The sequence below is a fragment of the Streptomyces sp. NPDC046557 genome, from assembly GCF_040645975.1.
GTDB lineage: Bacteria > Actinomycetota > Actinomycetes > Streptomycetales > Streptomycetaceae > Streptomyces.
Genome location: NZ_JBEYZH010000002.1, coordinates 210,435 through 226,879, shown reverse-complemented (window position 1 = coordinate 226,879; position 16,445 = coordinate 210,435). Strand labels below are relative to the sequence as shown.

Below are 16,445 nucleotides of genomic sequence, written 5' to 3'. Positions count from 1 at the left end.
GGTAGGTTGAATCTGCAACGACCGATACAGAAGTCGCGAGGTGTCAACACCATGTCCACCCTCACGCCTGTCGCCCCCTACGCCCGCACCGTCCGCAAGGAAAGCGGTGGCCCCGGGCTGCTGCTAGCCCATGGCGGCGGTGGCTCCGTCGAGTCCAACTTCGGGGCGATCCTGGACGACCTGGCCGCCGCATACAGCGTCGTCGGGGTCGACTACCCCGGGACCGGCGGCACGCCGCGTGCCGGCGTGCCACTCGAACTCAACGTGCTGGGCGACCAGTTGGTCGCGGCGGCCGACGCCGAAGGGTTGGAGCGGTTCGCCGTGCTCGGCTACTCGCTCGGCGGGAACGTCGCCATCCGGCTCGCCGCCCGGTACCCCGAGCGGGTCACCGCGCTCGTCCTCACCGCGACCTTCGCCCGCGCCGGGAACCGGCTGGGACTGGTCGCCGACCTCTGGTCGGCGTTGGCCGCTCGGGGCGACAGCGGATCGCTCGCACGGTTCCTGACCCCGCTCGCCCTCAGCGCGCGGACGTTGGAGGCGCTCAGCCCCGAGGAGCTCGAAGAGCTGGTGCGGGCCACCGCCGCTTCCATACCGCCCGGCAGCGGGGACCACGTCGAGCTGATCAAGGGCGCCGACCTGCGCGCCGACCTCGCGCGGATCGACGTACCCGCCCTCGTCATCGCGACGACCGAGGACGGGCTCGTACCGCTCGACCTCCAGCGGGAACTGGCCGACTCCCTCCCGGGCGCGCAGTACGCGGAACTCCCCACCGGCCACCTCCCCTTCGCCGAACGACCGGCCGAGTGGGCGGCGTTGATCAGCGGGTTCCTGCGGTCGCGTTGAGGAAGACGAGGCGCGCCTTCTTCGCCGGGAGGTAGACCTCCGGCAGGTCGATCTCCGGCAGCTCGATCTCGGGACCGAGGACGAAGCCGGAGCGCCGGAGGAAGGCGATGACCTTGGTGTTGCGGACGTCCGGCTCACCGACCACGCGGCGGGCGCCGCCGTCGGAGAACAGGTACGCCGTGAACACGCCCACCAGGGCCGCGCTGAACCCGTGCTCCGGCGCGCCCTGGGCCGGGCCGAGCAGCAGGTGGATGCCGACATCGCCCGGCCGCACCTCGTAGCACTCGCTGATCCGGTCCTCGGCGCAGTCGTACGTCTGGAACAGCGCGACCGGCAGACCGTCGCGGCGGACCAGGAAGGCGTGGTGGGTGGTGCGGCGGTCCACGTCCTCGTAGATCTCCCGCACCAGCTCGCGGCTCGCCTCTGCCATGCCCCAGAAGCGGGCCCGTTCCTCGGTGACCCAGCCGTGGATCAGGGCGGAGTCGGCGGCCGGGTCGAGGGGGGTGAGCGTGACGGTCCCGAAGCCCTCCACGAGACGGGTGAAGACGGGCTGCCGGGTGGGGGCGGCGAGGGTGGTCGCGGCGGGGGTGGCGGGGGTGGTCATGCGGATTCCTTGGTGAGGCGGGCCCAGTCGGTGACGACGGGTACGAGTTCGCAGCGGGCCCAGAAGCGGAGCTGGTCGCGGTGGTGGGGGGAGCCGGTGACCCCGTCGGCGCCCAGCGGGACCACCCAGAGGCTGTCCTCGCGCCGGGCGAGGTCCCAGACGTAACGGGCCGCCGATGCGCGGGCGGTGAGGTCGGTGAAACCGGGGACGGAAGAGGTGGCGTTCACGCAGTCGTGGTCGCCGCCGAGGCCGGGCCACTCGGCGTCCGGGTCGGGGAGCGCCGACCACGGGGTCAGCCGGTGGACCTCCGACCAGGGCCTGTCGGCGCTGCGCCCGGCCGCCGTCTCCTCCAGGGCGGCGCGGACGTGACGGGCGCGGTCCAGGTCGGGGAGGAGGGGCGTGGTCAGCAGCCCCTCCAAGGCGTAGCCGACGCGCGGGACGAGGTACAGCCAGGGGTGGAACACCTCGGGAGCGGTCGGCGCGTCGGCCAGGCCGGCGAAGACGGGGTCGGCGGCGAAGCGGCGTACGGTCGCGGTTCGGAAGGCCGAGAAGACGGTGGCGTCGGTGGAGTCGGCCTCCATGCGCCGGTCCCAGGTCAGGAGGCGTGCGCGCAGGAGTGCCGCGTCGGGGGAGAGGCCGTCGAGCCCGGGCAGCAGCGCCAGGAGGGGCTCGGCGGAGGCCAGGTGGGTGTCCCGGTGTACGGCGGCCATCGCCTTCGGGGACCAGTCGGCCGAGCCGGAGAGCAGCTCGCGGATGCGGTTCGCGCGGTGCGGGGGCGCGAACTCGACGCCGAGCGGGGAGGCGATGCCGCGCGCGTTCGCCATGACGGCGAAGCCCTGGACCGGCTCGGCGGGGGTCACGGCCCAACCCTGCCAGGCGTACCGCGCCTCCCAAGCGGGCACGGGGCGCAGCCGGTTGGCGGGGTCGCGGTGCGGGACGGCTCCGGCGACGCGGTGCAGCAGGCCGCCCTCGGTGTCGGCGGCGTGGACGACGTTGACGGGTTCGGCCCAGCCGTCGAGGGCGCGGTCGATGTCGGCGACCGTGCGGGCGCGCAGCAGCGCGGGGAGGGCGGCGAAGCCGAGGTCGCGGCGGACGCGGGGCGGGTAGCGCAGGGACAGGCTGGTGTCGGCGTCGATGTCGGTGTCGTGGACGACGACCGGGCCCCGGGCGGTTTCGAGTACCTCGACGGTGACGGGGTCGGCGCCGGCGACCGTGATGGTCTCGGTGTGCCGGTGGACCGGTTCCCAGGTGCCGTCCGGGCCCAGCGCCTCGACGGCGTCACCTCCTGTGGCCGGGCGCAACTGTTCGACGTACAGGTCCTGGTAGTCGGCCATGGCGTTGGTGATGGCCCAGGCAGCGCTTCCCGTGTGACCGAAGTGGGCGAGCCCGGGGACGCCGGGGACGGCGAGGCCGATCACGTCGTACTCGGGGCAGGAGAGGCGTATCTGCTGGTAGACGCCGGGGTCTTCGATGAACCGGTGGGGGTCGCCGGCGATGATCGCCGCGCCGGTGGCGGTGCGCTCGCCGGGGACGAGCCAGCCGTTGCTGCCGGCGGTGCCGGGGCCGTCGGTGGCGAAGAGGGTGACGGCGCCGTCGCCGAGGGCGCGGGCGACGCGCTCGCGCCAGAGCTTGGTGGCGAAGCCGGCGAAGAGGATGTGGGTGGCGATCCAGATGGAGAGCGGTACCCACGGCTCCCACGGAGTGGGGCGGTGCACGGCGCGCGCGAACCGCTCGTCGCGGGCGGCTCCTTCGGCGAGGCCGTCGTTGACGCCGTCGACGTACGCCCCCACCCAGGCGGCGGTCTCGGCGTCGAGGGCCTCGTGGCAGCGGCGCGCGGTGTCGTCGAGCCGGGCCTGCCGCGCGAACCGGTCCCAGGCGACCGCCCCGGCCCCGAGGAACGCGGCACTCGTCCCCTGGGCGCGGTGCCGCTCCACCTCCACCTGCCAGGCCCGGTCCAGAGCGGTGACGCGGCCTTGGGCGTGGGCGAGGCGGAGGTGGTCGGCGGCGCGGAGGTGGGGGATGCCCCAGGGGTCGCGGTAGACGCCGTGGGAGGTGGGGTCGGTGGTGGAGCCGTCTGTGGTGGTCCGGCTGCGCATGCTGGGGCTCCCCCGGGGGTCGGCTTTAGGTAAGGCTAGCCTAACTGTTGAGCTCGTTATCGGGGGCGGGGTGGGTGGGGTGGGAGCGGGGGGTCAGTCGCCGACGGTGCCGTCGATCGCCTCGCGGAGGAAGTCGGCGTGGCCGTTGTGGCGGGCGTACTCGTGGATCATGTGCAGCATCACGAACCTGAGCGAGACCTCCTCTTCCCACTTGGTGACATAGCCCCTGACGTCGAGGGACTCGGCGGCGGCTTCCACGGCGCGGGAGTGCTCGACCTCCGCCTCCCAGGCCGCGAAGGCTTCGGCGCGGGTGGCGGAGGAGGCGTCGTAGGCGGCCTGGAAGTCGTGCCGGTCGGACCACACGTGCGGGACGTCGGTGGCGCCGATCGTGCGGCGGAACCAATGCCGTTCGACCTCGGCCATGTGCCGCACGAGACCCAACAGGGACAGCGTCGAGGGCGGCGAAGCCTGCCGCCGCAGGTCTTCGTCGGAGAGTTCCCGGCACTTTCCGGCGAGGATGGCGCGGTGGTAGTCGAGGTAGCCGCGGAGGCTTTCGCGCTCGCCGGCGGTGAAGGGGGGATCAACGGGCTCTACGACGGGTTTCATGACGGGTTGCATGTACGGATCTTGCAGGGCGGGGGGTCGGGGCGGAAGGGGGTTTCGGGGGCGTTGCCCCCCTTCTGCGACCCGTCCCGGGCTGGTCATACGCTGCCACGGGTCGTGGAACGGCTGACGTGTGCCGGCGACGAACCGCACGTCATCGGTTGCACACAGGCCGCCGAAACGGGCACCAACCACCGCCCGGAGGGCGGTCCGATGCCACTCTTCGGCCGGTCTTGGGCGGTGGGCACGCGTTGACCGGTCGATCGCCGGAACCGTGTGGCGGGCGGTCGCGTCTGTCGCGGGCATGACGGAAAATCCAGCTGGACCGACCTCGGGTGCGAAGCCGAGGCCCGTAGGCATCGTCGGACGCCTCGTCATCGCCCTCGGTGCCGTGACGGCGCTGGTCGTATGGCTGCCGCGGGCGGCCTTCAGTATCGACGGCGGGTTCGAGCATCACGCGCGTGACCTGAGCGTGGTCTTCGTCGACCTGCCGCTGATTCTGCTCGGCTGCACGGCGGTCCCGTTCTCCACCTGGACCTTGACCACCCGGTGGGGGCGGCCCCCTTGACTCGCGGCGCTCGCCGCCGTGGCCGTGCTCGCGCTGGGGGTCTGGGGGCTGGCCGAGTGGTACACGCCCCGCCAACTCCCGGACCCGGGCTACGGCCCCGGCCTCTGATCCCGCCTGCTGGTCATCTGTTCGGCGCCAGACGACGTCATCCACCTCCTGTCCCCTTCAGCCCGTCCACGGGAAGCGGGTTGAGGTCGTAACCGGCGTGAGCCGCCCTGCCGCCGGTCAGATCGGCGCCAGGTCATGTCAGCCACCCCGGGCCGATGCCCTTCGTCCTTCTCGGCCTGTGGACGCCCTCCCGGCGGTGGTTGGTGCCTGTTTGGGCGGTCTATGTCCAGCCGATGACGTGCGGTTCGTCGCCGGGGCACGTCAGCCGTTCCACGATCCGTGGCGGCCTATGACCGGCCCCGGACGGGTCGCGGACGCGTGACGGGGGGAGCGCGTAGCGATCTGGGGCGCCGGTGGGTGGGTCCTCTCGCTGTGCTCGGGGCTTCTGGGACTCCGCCCCAGGCCCCGCGCCTCAAACGCCGGCGAGGCTGGAACTGCCCAGGCGGCCCAGGCCGGACCGGGGCTTCGGTCGGGCATCGCTGAGACCGGGGCCTTGAAGCGTGACCCCCGACCGTTCCGCCCCCAGCACCTCCCCGAGACCGCCCCGCCCGCCCCTCACCCCTCCCACACGTACGGCACCGTTACCCCCAGCACCTGGAAGCCCAGCCGCTCCAGGATCGGGCGGCTGTCGGCCGACGCGTCCACCTGGAGGTACGGGATGCCGCGTTGCGCCGCGACGCGGGCCCGGTGGGCGACCAGCAGACGGTAGATGCCCCGGCCGCGCCACTCCGGGTCCGTGCCGCCACCCCACAAGCCCGCGAACGACGACCCTGCGGGCATCTCCATCCGTGCCGCGCTGACGGGGGTGTCGCCCGCCATGGCGAGCACCGCTTCGATGGTGTCAGGCCGCTCCCGCAGCAGCCCGAGGATCTGCTCACGGATGCGCGGCCGCTCGGTGCCGAAGGCCCGGGCACGGGCCTCCATCATCAGGTCAACCCCTGCTTCATCCCGTACCACCCGCAGGGTGATGCCCTCCGGCGGTTCCACCGGCAGTGCGGCGAGATCGGCCGTCCGGGCGACCAGCAGGGTCTCTGGCGGCTCCGGCACGAAGCCGGCCGCACGCAGTCGCTCCCCCAAGTCCGCCGGACGGTCGTAGTCGTACAGCTTCCACTCGAACCCCCCCGGCTGCCCGGAACCCGCGAACTGCCCAAAGTGGGCGATCTGCGCCGCGATCTCCGCGTCCGCGTTCTCCTCGTCCAGTTCCGACCAGAGCACGCCGTTCCAACCCAGCAGCCCGGGCACCGTCTGCCGGACCACCGCACCCACCCGCTCCACCCGGGCCCCGGCCGAGTCCGGCCGGGCGTCACGGCGCATCTCCGCGTCGTAGAGGGCACGTACCCGCATCACATCGTCACGATCCATCGCTGCCGCCATCCGCTCAGACCACCACCAGGCATCAGCTCCGCACAACTGCATTAGCCTCGCCCCGTGACGGACCACTCGACGACAACCACCCCCGCCCCTACTCCCACCCCCACCATCTACACCGGCAAGGCCGCCCCCGATGCCGCCGCCGACCGAGGTTGGCTCCTCGGCCACTTCAAGGCCGCCGGCGATCCCCGACACAGCGAGGACGTGGAGATCAAGTGGGGTGTCCACCCCAAGGGTGACGAGCGGGCGCGGTGGGTCACCGGAGAGGAGCGGACCGCGCTCCAGGTACTCATCAGCGGGCGTTTCCGGCTGGAGTTCCCCGGCCGCACCGTCGTCCTCGCCGAACAAGGTGACTACGTGGTCTGGGGCCGCGGCGTCGACCACTCCTGGTACGCGGAAGAGGACACGGTGGTCCTCACGGTCCGTTGGCCCTCGCTCCCCGGCTACCGAGCCGAAGCGCCGGCCGACGCACCATCCCCGACTTCCTGACGAGACACCTCCGCCCCCTGTGACGATGCGCACGAAGGGGGCAAATGATCACAAGACGCTGCGATCCTCAAGAGCGGACCATCGAGACCCCGGATGGCGACGGCCTGTCTCCCGTGAAGACCCGAACAGATCCAAACCGATCCGCCCCCAGGGAGCACGTCCGTTGGCAGCAATCGCACGGTGGTGCCTGCGGCACCGCCTGGCCACCGTCCTGATCTGGCTGCTCGCACTCGCCGCAACGGCACTCGCCGCCGGCGTCGCCGGTTCGGCGTTCTCCAACGACTACGAGGTCCCCGGGACCGAGTCCGGCCGGGCCGCCACCCTCCTGCGCGAGGGTTTCCACGGCGGGGGCGGCGACGCCGACACCATCGTCTGGCGGGCCCCCGACCACCAGACGGCCCGCACCCCCGCCGTCGAGCAGCGCATGACGGCGGCGTTGGAAGCGGTGTCCCGCCTCCACGGCGTCGGATCGGTCGCCGGCCCCTACGGTCCCCACCCCGGACAGGCCGCCCAGATCAGCCCCGACGGGCGCACCGCCTACGCCGTCGTCACCTTCGACCGGCAGGCCGACTCCGTACCCAAAGCCCAAGCCGAGGCAGTCGTAAAGGCGGCCAAGAACCCCACCACCGAGACCGACGGGCTACAGGTGGAACTCGGCGGCCGGGCCATCGCCCTGACCGAGGCGCCCGACGCCCACTACGCCGAGGTCGTCGGCGTGGTCATCGCGGCCGTGGTCCTCTTCCTCGCGTTCGGTTCCCTCGCCGCGAGCCTGTTGCCCATCGCCACCGCCCTGGTCAGCGTGGGCACCGCCTATTTCGGGATCACGCTCCTCGGGCACGCCATGCCCGTCGCCGACTTCGCGCCGATGCTGGGCACCCTCGTTGGGCTCGGCGTGGGCATCGACTACGCCCTGTTCATCGTCACCCGGCACCGCAGGGGCCTGCGCCGCGGCCTCCCCGTCGAGGAGGCGGCCGCGCACGCGGTGGCCACCACCGGCAGGGCCGTGGTGTTCGCCGGGGCCACCGTGTGCATCGCGTTGCTCGGCATGCTCGTACTGCGGCTCGACTTCCTCGACGGCGTCGCGATCGCGGCCGCCCTCACCGTTGTCCTCACGGTGGCCGCGTCGGTCACCCTGCTTCCCGCTCTCCTCTCCCTCATCGGCCCGCGCGCCCTCTCACGCCGTGAGCGCCGCAGGCTGGCGGCCGAAGGGCCGCGGACCGAGGCGCCCGCGGGCTTCGCCGCCCGGTGGTCCGCCTTCGTCGAACGACACCCCAAAGCGCTCGGACTGGTCGCCGCCGCGGTGATGGTGGTGCTGGCGCTCCCCACCGTCTCCTTGCACCTCGGCACCTCCGACCAGGGCAACAACCCGGCCGGCTCCACCACCCGCCGGGCCTACGACCTGCTGGCCGGCAGCCCCTCCCGCCCCCGGGAGCGCGGAACAGCGCGGGCGCAGGCGCCGGCGGAGGGCTTCGGCCCCGGGACGAACGGTCCGCTCACCGTCGTCGCCCGACTCGTCGGCGCGGCGGACCGGATCGCCGTGGACCGACTGGCCGAGGCGCTGCGCGCGACCAGGGGTGTGGCCTCCACCGTCCCTCCCCTCTTCAACCGGAGCGGTGACACCGCCGTCCTGACCGTCGTACCGGACTACGCGCCCCAGTCCCGCGCCACCAGTGACCTGGTCGACAGGCTGCGCCGGGAGGTCATCCCGCGCGCCGCGCGCGGCAGCTCGATGGAGGCCCACGTCGGGGGTGCCACCGCCTCCTTCGACGACTTCGCCGAGGTGATCATCGGAAAACTGCCGCTCTTCGTCGGGGTGGTCATCGCCCTCGGGTGTGTGCTCCTGCTGCTGGCCTTCCGGTCCGTCGGGGTCCCGGTCAAGGCCTCCGCCATGAACGTCGCCGCCGTGGCGTCCTCCTTCGGCGTCGTCGTCGGCATCTTCCAGTGGGGCTGGGGCAGTGAGCTGCTGGGCCTGGGCCGCGCCGGACCGATCGAGCCGTTCCTTCCCGTGATCATGGTGTCGGTGCTCTTCGGGCTCTCCATGGACTACCAGGTCTTCCTGGTGAGCCGGATGTACGAGGAGTGGTTGGAGACCGGCGACAACCGTCGCGCCGTACGCGTGGGACTCGCGGAGACCAGTCGGGTGATCAACTCGGCGGCCGTCATCATGATCTCCGTCTTTCTCGCGTTCGTCCTCAGCGGCGACCGCCTCATCGCGATGTTCGGCATCGCCCTCGCGTCCGCGGTCGCGCTCGACGCCTTCGTCCTGCGCACGCTGCTGGTCCCCGCGCTCATGCACATGCTCGGCGGCGCCAACTGGTGGCTCCCCGCGTGGTTGGATCGCCGGTTGCCGCGGATCAGCATCGAGCCGCCCGAGTGCCGCGACCGTGCGAGACCGCCCGCACAGCGGGCCGGTAGCGAGACCGCCACGAGCGCGGACGGCGTCGAGCCCGCCACGACATCCCGGTGATCCGGTGACCCGCCGTACGCACCGCAGGCCGACCGACCCGAAGGAAGCGGCACATCCGCCGCCGGCCGGGGACCGGTCACCGCGGCGTGCCGGGTCCTCATCGCCCGGGCCTTCCGGGAGCGCGGCGTGCACCGCGCGGAGTGGTGAGCCTCCTCCGCCAACCGCAGGAGCCTCGCCGCGGCCGAGCGGTTCGGCATGAGGCGGGAGGGTGTCCTGCGGCAGGACTTCCCGGCCACGGCACTACCGCTCCGGGGTGTCCGCCAGAACGGCGAGATCCGGGCGGTGGCGGCGTCGGAGTGGCCGGAACGCGCCGCGCGGTAGCCGAGGCCGACGCCGGCGGCCTCCCTGACCGGTGCCCACCTGGGCCGATGCGCCGCGGGCTTCTCAGGGACCTCTCAGGAACCTCTCAGAAACGCCGCCTACGGTGCCCCGCATGGAGACCACCAAGACCCCCACCCCCACCCCCGCCAACGCCGATGCCGAGACCCCCGAGGACGTGACGGCGGCCGACACGGCGGCGGACACCCCGGCCGGCGCGGCGCAGGCCGAACCGGCCGACCGGCCCGTCGAACTGACCAAGGACGCCACCGCCGGGGCGGACGCTTCCGTCGAGACGGACGAGTTGGATGAGGCAGACGAGGACGACGAGGACGACGAGACGCACGGGGCGGATGACACCGACGAGCGCGCCGGTGGCGTCGGGTCCGCCGCCACCGCCATCGTCGCCGCCGCGCTGGGGACCGTAGCCCTCAGCGGCAGCTGGGTCTCCCGCGTTGCCGCCGAGCGCGAGAACCTCGCGAACCAGCTCGACCTGAGCGCCACCGCCGACAACAACCAGAAGATCGCCGCGCTCTACAGCGCGCCGTGGCACGCGACCGCCCTGGTCAACGGCGTCCTCGCCACCCTCGCGCTGCTGCTGGCCGTCTTCGTCCTGGCCCGTCCGGCCTTCGGCACGCCCGGCCGCACCCTGCCCACCTGGATCCGGTCCGTCGCCTGGGCGGCCGTCGCCCTCGGCGTCCTGGGCATCCTGCTCTTCGGGCTCATGTACTTCGATGTCCTCCTCCCCGTCCCGACGGCCCCCGCCCAGCCCGCCTAGGCGCCGCCTTACACCGCTGGGCACCGCCTTACCTCCCCCTCGCCCGCCGCGCTCCACCCGCACCCGCGTCAGGCGCCGACGGCCCCCGCCTAAGGCCCCCCGGACCGTGTAGATGCGGCATGCGCCCGATGTGGCGGTACCCCCTGGGACGCGAATCTTGGATCACACCGAACGAGGTGCCCGAGAAAAGCAACCAGGGAGTACGAGATGTTCGCCTACGAACTCGCCACCGCCCGCCACGCCGACCTGATCCGCCGGGCCGACCGGTACCGGCTGGTCCGGGAGGCCAAGAACGCGCGCCGCGCCGCGTCCTCGCGGAGTCAAGAACCCGAAGGGGTATCAGTGAGGGCGCTGCGCAGCCGTTTCACCCGGGCGGCCTGACCCGCCCCGCCACGCGGCCCCACTGACGCGTGATGAGAAGCGCACCGATAACGAGTGCCGCGGGGCAGGGCCCCTGTGCGATGCTCGACGCCGTGGAGACCAGATCCGTCAGCCCGGTGTTCGTCGGCCGAGCCGACGAACTGGCCGTACTCGTCGATGCTTTGACGCGCGCCGCCGAACAGGAGCCGCAAGCCCTCCTCATCGGGGGAGAGGCGGGGGTCGGCAAGACCCGCCTCACCGAGGAGTTCCTGGAGGTCGCCGACCGCCGGGGCGCCGTGGTGGCCGTCGGAGGCTGCGTGGAGATCGGGGCGGAGGGGTTGCCGTTCGCCCCCTTCTCGACCGCCCTGCGCAGCCTGCACCGTCGCCTCCCCGACGAGTTGGCCGCCGCGGCCGCCGGCCAGGCGGACGAACTGGCCCGCATCCTCCCCGAACTCGGCGACACCCCCCGGGGGCCGCACGACGAGGAGAGCACCGCCCGGCTGTTCGAGCTCACGGCCCGGATGCTGGAGCGGCTCGCCGCGGACCGCACCATCGTGCTCGTCCTGGAGGACCTGCACTGGGCCGACGCCTCCACCCGGCACCTTCTCGCCTACCTCTTCCGGACGCTGGGCAGCGGCCGTCTCGTCGTCGTCGGCACCTACCGCGCGGACGACGTCCACCGCCGTCACCCGCTGCGACCCCTCCTCGCCGAACTGGACCGCCTCCGTACCGTCCGGCGGATCGAGCTTCCCCGTTTCAACCGGGCGGAAGTACGCCGTCAGCTCGCCGGCATCCTCGCGGCCCAGCCCGAAGAGGGATTCGTCGACTCCGTCTTCGACCGCTCCGACGGCAACGCCTTCTTCGTCGAGGAGCTCGTCGCCTCCAAGGCGAGCGGCTGCCGCACCGGCCTCACCGAGTCGCTGCGCGACCTGCTGCTGGTACGGGTGGAGGTGCTGCCCGAGGCGGCCCAGCGCGTGGTGCGCCTCGTCGCCGAGGGCGGCTCCACCGTCGAGTACCCGCTGCTCAGGGCCGTCGCCGGACTCACCGAGGACGAACTGATCGAGGCCCTGCGGGCCGCGGTCGGAGCCAACATCCTCCTCGCCACCGCAGATGGGGACGGCTACCGCTTCCGCCACTCGCTGGTGCGCGAGGCCGTCAGCGACGACCTGCTGCCCGGCGAGCGGGCCCGCGTCAACCGCCGCTACGCGGAGGCCATGGAAGGCGACGACTCGCTGGTCCGCGCCGAGGAGCGGGTCATCCGGACGGCCACCTACTGGTACTACGCCAACGACCCGGCGAAGGCGCTCCCCGCCGTGCTCGCCGCCTCGGTGGCCGCCCGGCGCCGGCACGCCTACTCCGAGCAGCTGCGGCTGCTGGAGCGCGCCTTGGACCTGTGGGACAGCGCCCCCGCCGAAGTCCGCGAGGCGCTGCGCCCGGTGGACTACACCGACGTGTACCCGCCGTGCGGCTGTGACCCGGCCACCACCCCGCTCGCCCGCCTCGACCTGCTGGCCGAGGCGACCGTCGCGGCGCGTTTCGGCGGTGAACGCGAACGCGCCCTCAAGACGACCAAGTTGGCGCTGAGGTTCCTCGAAGAGGACCCGGACCCCCTGCGGGCCGCCTGGTTCTGGACCGAGCGCTCCTCCCTGATCGCCGGCCTCGGCCGGGGCGACGGGTGGGAGGAACTCGCCAAGGCGCAGGGACTCGTCCAAGGGCTGCCCCCGTCGCACGTGCACGCGCAGGTGCTGGTGCGGGCCGCCGGGTGGGGCATGCTCCACAACCCCGGCCCGGGCAACCTGGAGGCCGCGGAACGGGCCGTCGACTACGCGCACATGGTCGACGCCGAGGAGATCGAGCTGAACGCCCGGATCACGATGGGTTCGCTGCTCGCCGACTCGGGGGAGCGCGAGCGCGGTCTGGCGGTGATGCACGAGGTCAAGGAACGGGCCACCGCCCTCGGTCACGTGATGTTGGCGGGCCGGGCCCACATCAACCTCAGCTCCCAGTTGGAGAGTCTGGGCAAGTCCCGGGAGGCCGTGGAAGTGGCCGAGCAGGGCGTCGAACGCGTCGGCAAGGCCCGGCTCCTGGACATCCAGGCATGGATCTGGGGAAACATGGCCGAGAGCCTTTACAGCCTCGGCCGCTGGGACGAGGCCGCCGACGCGGCCAAGCGCACGCTGCGGGTCGGCCAGAGCGCGGCCCCGCGCGGCTCCGGCGCCGCCCGCCTCGCCTACCTCGCGCTGGCGCGCGGAGAGCTGAGCGAGACGGCGGCGCAGCTCGCCGCCGCTCACGCCCACTTCGGAACGCACGACACCCAGCCCCAGCACCGGATACCGCTCTACCGCCTCGCGGTCGGGCTGGCCGCCGGCGAAGGTCGGATCGCGGACGTCCGCGCGGAGGTCGCCGACGCGATCGCCGCCGGCTTCCCGCTGGGCCACCACCGCTACGCCTGGCCGCTGCTCCTCGCAGCGGCCACCGCGGAAGCCGACGCCCGCGGCCTCCCGGTCGCAGACGCCGGCCGTGACGCCGCCGTGGCCGCCCTGCGCGACGCCGCCCGGGACCTGGCCACCCCCGTCCCGGTGTGGGCCGCGCACGCCGAATACCTCCGGGCCGAGCTGCGCCGGGCCGAGGGCCGCGACACCGTCCGCGACTGGAACGCGGTCGTCGAGGCGATCACCCCACTGGAGCGCCCCTACCTGCTCGCCCGCGCCCGCCACCGGCTGGCCGAGACCCTGCTGGCGGCCGGCTGCGCCCGTGACCGGGCCGCGGCCCTGCTCCGCGACGCCTACGCCACCGCCGACCGGCTCGGCGCCCGCCGGCTGCGCGAGGACCTGGCACTGCTGGCGCAGCGGGCCCGGCTCCCCCTCACCGACGACGGGCCGACCCGGCGACCGGTCCCGCCGGAGGAGGACGCGGTCCAGGCACTCGGCCTGACCGGCCGCGAGCGGGAGGTGCTCCGCCTGGTCGCGACGGGCAGCACCAACCGGCAGATCGCGGAGGAGCTGTTCATCTCCCCGAAAACGGCGAGCGTGCATGTCTCCAACATCCTGGCGAAGCTGGGCGTCTCCGGCCGCGGCGAGGCCGCGGCCCTCGCGCACCGGCTCCGGCTGTTCGGCCCGGTCGTCCACGTGCCCGCCCGGGCGGCACACGACCGGTGAAGGAACCGCGCCCGCGGGCCCCCGCGCCCCTCCGGCCTCGGCAGGAGCCGACCCCGCCGCGCGCGGCCACCGTGCCTACCGCCTACCGCCTACCGCCTACCGCCTACCACCTCCTGCCTTCCGCCGGGGCCTGCCGGTCACCGCACTGTCAGGGTCAGAATCCTGTCGTCACCGGCGCTCGGCGATCCGCGGCCGTCCGTCTCGCTCGTGACCAGCAGCAATCTGTCCCCGCCGAGGGCCACCACCGTCCGCAGCCGGCCGTAGGTGCCCTGGAGGAACGCTTCGGGCTGCGCCACCGGGGCCGCCCCCGCCAGGGGGATGCGCCACAGCCGCTCGCCCTTCAGACCGGCCATCCAGATCGAGCCCTGCGCCCACGCGATTCCGCTCGGCGAGTCCTCGTCCGTCTTCCACACCGCCACCGGGTCCCGCAGGCCGGGCTTCCCCGCCTTCCCCTCGGCCTCGGGCCAGCCGTAGTTCCCGCCCGGCTCGATGAGATTGAGCTCGTCCCAGGTGTGCTGGCCAAACTCGGATGCCCACAGCCGTTTGTCCTTGTCCCAGGCCAGACCCTGCACGTTGCGATGGCCGTAGGAGTAGACGACGGAATCGGGATCCGGATTGCCGTGCACCGGCTGCCCGTCCGGGGTCATCCGGAGGATCTTGCCGCCGAGCGACTTCTTGTCCTGAGCCAGCCCCGTCTCGCCCGTCTCCCCCGTCCCGGCGTAGAGCATCTTGTCCGGGCCGAAGGCGATCCGGCCGCCGTTGTGTATCACCCCCTTGGGGATGCCCCGCAGGATGGTGTCGGGAGCCCCCAGCTGCTGCCCCGAGGGCCGGTCGGCGTCGTAGCGCATCCGGGCGATGCGGTTGTCCGACTCGGTGGTGAAGTAGGCGTACACCAGATGGTCCGAAGCGAAGGCGGGGGACAGGGCCAAGCCGAGCAGTCCGCCCTCGCCGCCGGGGGCCACCCCCGACACCTTGCCGATCTGCGTCACCGTGCCCGTGCCCACATCCACCCTGCTGATGGTGCCCTTGTCCCGCGAGGCCACCAGCAGGTCGCCCTCCGGCAACGGCGCCACGCCCCACGGTGACTCCAGGTCCTTGGCGACCTCGCCCGTGACGGTCACCGATCCCTTGGCGGGAGGCGCCGAAGCGTCCGGCGAGCCGGACGGGCCGCCCGAGGCAGTCGTGGCCGTCGCGGAGGCCGCCGCGTCCGGTGGTGAGGTGCCCGGCCGCGGGGACGCGCCGCCCGGCGGTGCGCATCCCGCCGCCAGCAAGGCCCCACATCCCGCCAGGGCGAGGGCCGCCAGCGCTCCTCGGGGCCGGGCGCGCGGGCCTTCGTACGACATCTGTGCTTCCTGTTCCTGCCCCTGCCCCTGCCCCTGCCCCTGCCCCTGCGCCCCGCCCCGCGTCGCGCCCGCCGGTCCCAGTCCGTATCGCATCGCCCTGCTCCCCTCGGTCCTCCGACTGTGCCCATCCACCTGACTCAACCGCCACGGCCCTAGCCGAAGTTCCACCGCTCGTACACCCGATCGAGTGGACGTGTGAGCGGACCCGAGCGGACCCGAGCAGACCCGGTGAGCAGACCCGCGAGCAGGCCCCGGAGCGGGCGCGTTCAGTCCCAGGCCCCCACCGCCGCCGGCAGCCCCGCTATCTCCGCCAGATCGGCGGCCGTCAGCCGGACCTCCGCCGCCCGCGCGTTCTCCGCCGCCCAGTGCGCACGGTCCGCGCCCGGCACCGGCACCACGTGCGGCCCCTGCGCCAGCACCCACGCCAGCGCCACCTGCGCCGCGGTCACCTCCGGTCCGTGCCGCAGGGCCACCCGCCGCAGCCCCGCCACCAGCGCCTGGTTCGAGGCCATGGCGTGCGCCGTGAACCGCGGATGCCGGGCCCGCACGTCCTCCGGCTCGAAGCCCGCCCCCGGCCGCAGTGTCCCCGTCAGGAACCCGCTGCCCAGCGGCATCGCCGCCACCAACCCCACCCCCCGCGCCGCGCACCACGGCAGCAGCTGCCAGGCCGCCTCCGGCGACCACACCGACAGCTCCGCCTGCACCGCGCTCACCGGGAACACCTGCTGCGCCCGCTCCAGGTGCCGCACGGTCGACCGGTACCCGCGGTCCCCGCTCCGCCCCGCCCCCGGACCGGCGGCCGCCCCCAGCGCGCAGAAGCCGAGCGCCCGCACCTTCCCCGCGCCCACCAGCTCCGCCATGGCTCCCCACGTCTCCTCCACCGGGACGTCCGGATCCACCCGGTGCAGTTGGTAGAGGTCTATGACGTCGGTCCGCAGCCGCCGCAGAGACGCGTCGCAGGCCCGCCGCACGTACCCGGGTCGCCCGTCGGCCACCACGTGTTGCTCGCCCGCCCGCAACCCCACCTTGGCGGAGACGAAGGCGTCGGAGCGCCGCTCCCGCAGCACGCGCCCGAGCACGAGCTCATTGGTGTACGGCCCGTACACATCGGCCGTGTCCAGCAGGTTCGCGCCCAGGTCCAGCGCCGTGTGCAGGGTGCGCAGCGACTCCTCGCCCCGGCGGTGCGAGGGCGCGTACCCCCAGCTCATCGGCATGCAGCCGAGTCCGATGGCGCCCACTGTCAGCGATCCCGCCCCGATCGACCTGCGCTCCACCCCTGAGTCCCCCTCTCGGTCCGGCCCTCAAACTAACGGCTTGATCGTCTCGCCTTCGCATAGCC

The 16,445-nt window shown here is 73.3% G+C and carries 13 protein-coding genes; 7 read left to right on the top strand and 6 right to left on the bottom strand.

Annotation, left to right across the window (positions count from 1 at the left end):
* Window positions 1-51 precede the first annotated feature (51 nt).
* Window positions 52-843 (top strand): alpha/beta hydrolase, encoded by a 792-nt coding sequence (locus ABZ934_RS06250; RefSeq protein WP_361309101.1) that lies wholly within the window; start codon window positions 52-54, stop codon window positions 841-843.
* Here the strand turns inward: ABZ934_RS06250 and ABZ934_RS06245 are convergent.
* The 3 genes from ABZ934_RS06245 to ABZ934_RS06235 all read right to left on the bottom strand — a co-directional run bounded on the left by ABZ934_RS06245 (window position 818) and on the right by ABZ934_RS06235 (window position 4,149).
* Window positions 818-1,447 carry a GNAT family N-acetyltransferase gene (locus ABZ934_RS06245; protein ID WP_361309099.1) on the bottom strand — a complete coding sequence of 210 codons (630 nt, stop codon included), beginning with the start codon at window positions 1,445-1,447 and terminating at the stop codon, window positions 818-820. The genes ABZ934_RS06250 and ABZ934_RS06245 overlap by 26 nt on opposite strands.
* Window positions 1,444-3,543 carry a penicillin acylase family protein gene (locus tag ABZ934_RS06240; protein ID WP_361309097.1) on the bottom strand — a complete coding sequence of 700 codons (2,100 nt, stop codon included), beginning with the start codon at window positions 3,541-3,543 and terminating at the stop codon, window positions 1,444-1,446. The genes ABZ934_RS06245 and ABZ934_RS06240 overlap by 4 nt, the downstream gene beginning before the upstream one ends.
* Window positions 3,544-3,636: 93 nt before the next feature.
* On the bottom strand, window positions 3,637-4,149 hold the full coding sequence (locus ABZ934_RS06235) for a DinB family protein (RefSeq protein ID WP_361309095.1): 513 nt from the start codon (window positions 4,147-4,149) through the stop codon (window positions 3,637-3,639).
* Window positions 4,150-4,450: 301 nt separating this feature from the next.
* Between ABZ934_RS06235 and ABZ934_RS06230 the strand changes: the two genes are divergently transcribed.
* Window positions 4,451-4,714, top strand: a complete 264-nt coding sequence (locus ABZ934_RS06230; protein WP_361309093.1) for a hypothetical protein — start codon at window positions 4,451-4,453, stop codon at window positions 4,712-4,714.
* 663 nt (window positions 4,715-5,377) lie between these two features.
* Here ABZ934_RS06230 and ABZ934_RS06225 read toward each other — a convergent pair.
* On the bottom strand, window positions 5,378-6,184 hold the full coding sequence (locus tag ABZ934_RS06225) for a GNAT family N-acetyltransferase (protein WP_361309091.1): 807 nt from the start codon (window positions 6,182-6,184) through the stop codon (window positions 5,378-5,380).
* Between the two features lie 66 nt (window positions 6,185-6,250).
* On the opposite strand from ABZ934_RS06225, the gene ABZ934_RS06220 reads away from it, so the two are divergent.
* The 5 genes from ABZ934_RS06220 to ABZ934_RS06200 all read left to right on the top strand — a co-directional run bounded on the left by ABZ934_RS06220 (window position 6,251) and on the right by ABZ934_RS06200 (window position 13,763).
* The gene (locus ABZ934_RS06220) at window positions 6,251-6,682 is read left to right on the top strand and encodes a signal peptidase I (RefSeq protein ID WP_361309089.1); all 432 of its coding nucleotides are present in this window, start codon (window positions 6,251-6,253) and stop codon (window positions 6,680-6,682) included.
* A gap of 163 nt (window positions 6,683-6,845) precedes the next feature.
* On the top strand, window positions 6,846-9,149 hold the full coding sequence (locus tag ABZ934_RS06215) for an MMPL family transporter (RefSeq protein WP_361309086.1): 2,304 nt from the start codon (window positions 6,846-6,848) through the stop codon (window positions 9,147-9,149).
* Between the two features lie 433 nt (window positions 9,150-9,582).
* On the top strand, window positions 9,583-10,245 hold the full coding sequence (locus ABZ934_RS06210) for a hypothetical protein (RefSeq protein WP_361309084.1): 663 nt from the start codon (window positions 9,583-9,585) through the stop codon (window positions 10,243-10,245).
* 207 nt (window positions 10,246-10,452) lie between these two features.
* The gene (locus ABZ934_RS06205; protein ID WP_361309081.1) at window positions 10,453-10,626 is read left to right on the top strand and encodes a hypothetical protein; all 174 of its coding nucleotides are present in this window, start codon (window positions 10,453-10,455) and stop codon (window positions 10,624-10,626) included.
* 80 nt (window positions 10,627-10,706) lie between these two features.
* Window positions 10,707-13,763 carry an AAA family ATPase gene (locus ABZ934_RS06200; RefSeq protein ID WP_361309078.1) on the top strand — a complete coding sequence of 1,019 codons (3,057 nt, stop codon included), beginning with the start codon at window positions 10,707-10,709 and terminating at the stop codon, window positions 13,761-13,763.
* A 137-nt stretch (window positions 13,764-13,900) separates the two neighbouring features.
* Here the strand turns inward: ABZ934_RS06200 and ABZ934_RS06195 are convergent, their stop codons facing one another.
* Both ABZ934_RS06195 and ABZ934_RS06190 read right to left on the bottom strand, forming a co-directional pair.
* Window positions 13,901-15,106: a PQQ-dependent sugar dehydrogenase gene (locus ABZ934_RS06195; RefSeq protein WP_361310247.1), complete on the bottom strand. Its 1,206-nt coding sequence runs from the start codon at window positions 15,104-15,106 to the stop codon at window positions 13,901-13,903.
* A 266-nt stretch (window positions 15,107-15,372) separates the two neighbouring features.
* Entirely contained in the window at window positions 15,373-16,380 is a 1,008-nt protein-coding gene (locus ABZ934_RS06190) for an aldo/keto reductase (protein ID WP_361309075.1), read from the bottom strand.
* Between the last annotated feature and the right edge of the window lie 65 nt (window positions 16,381-16,445).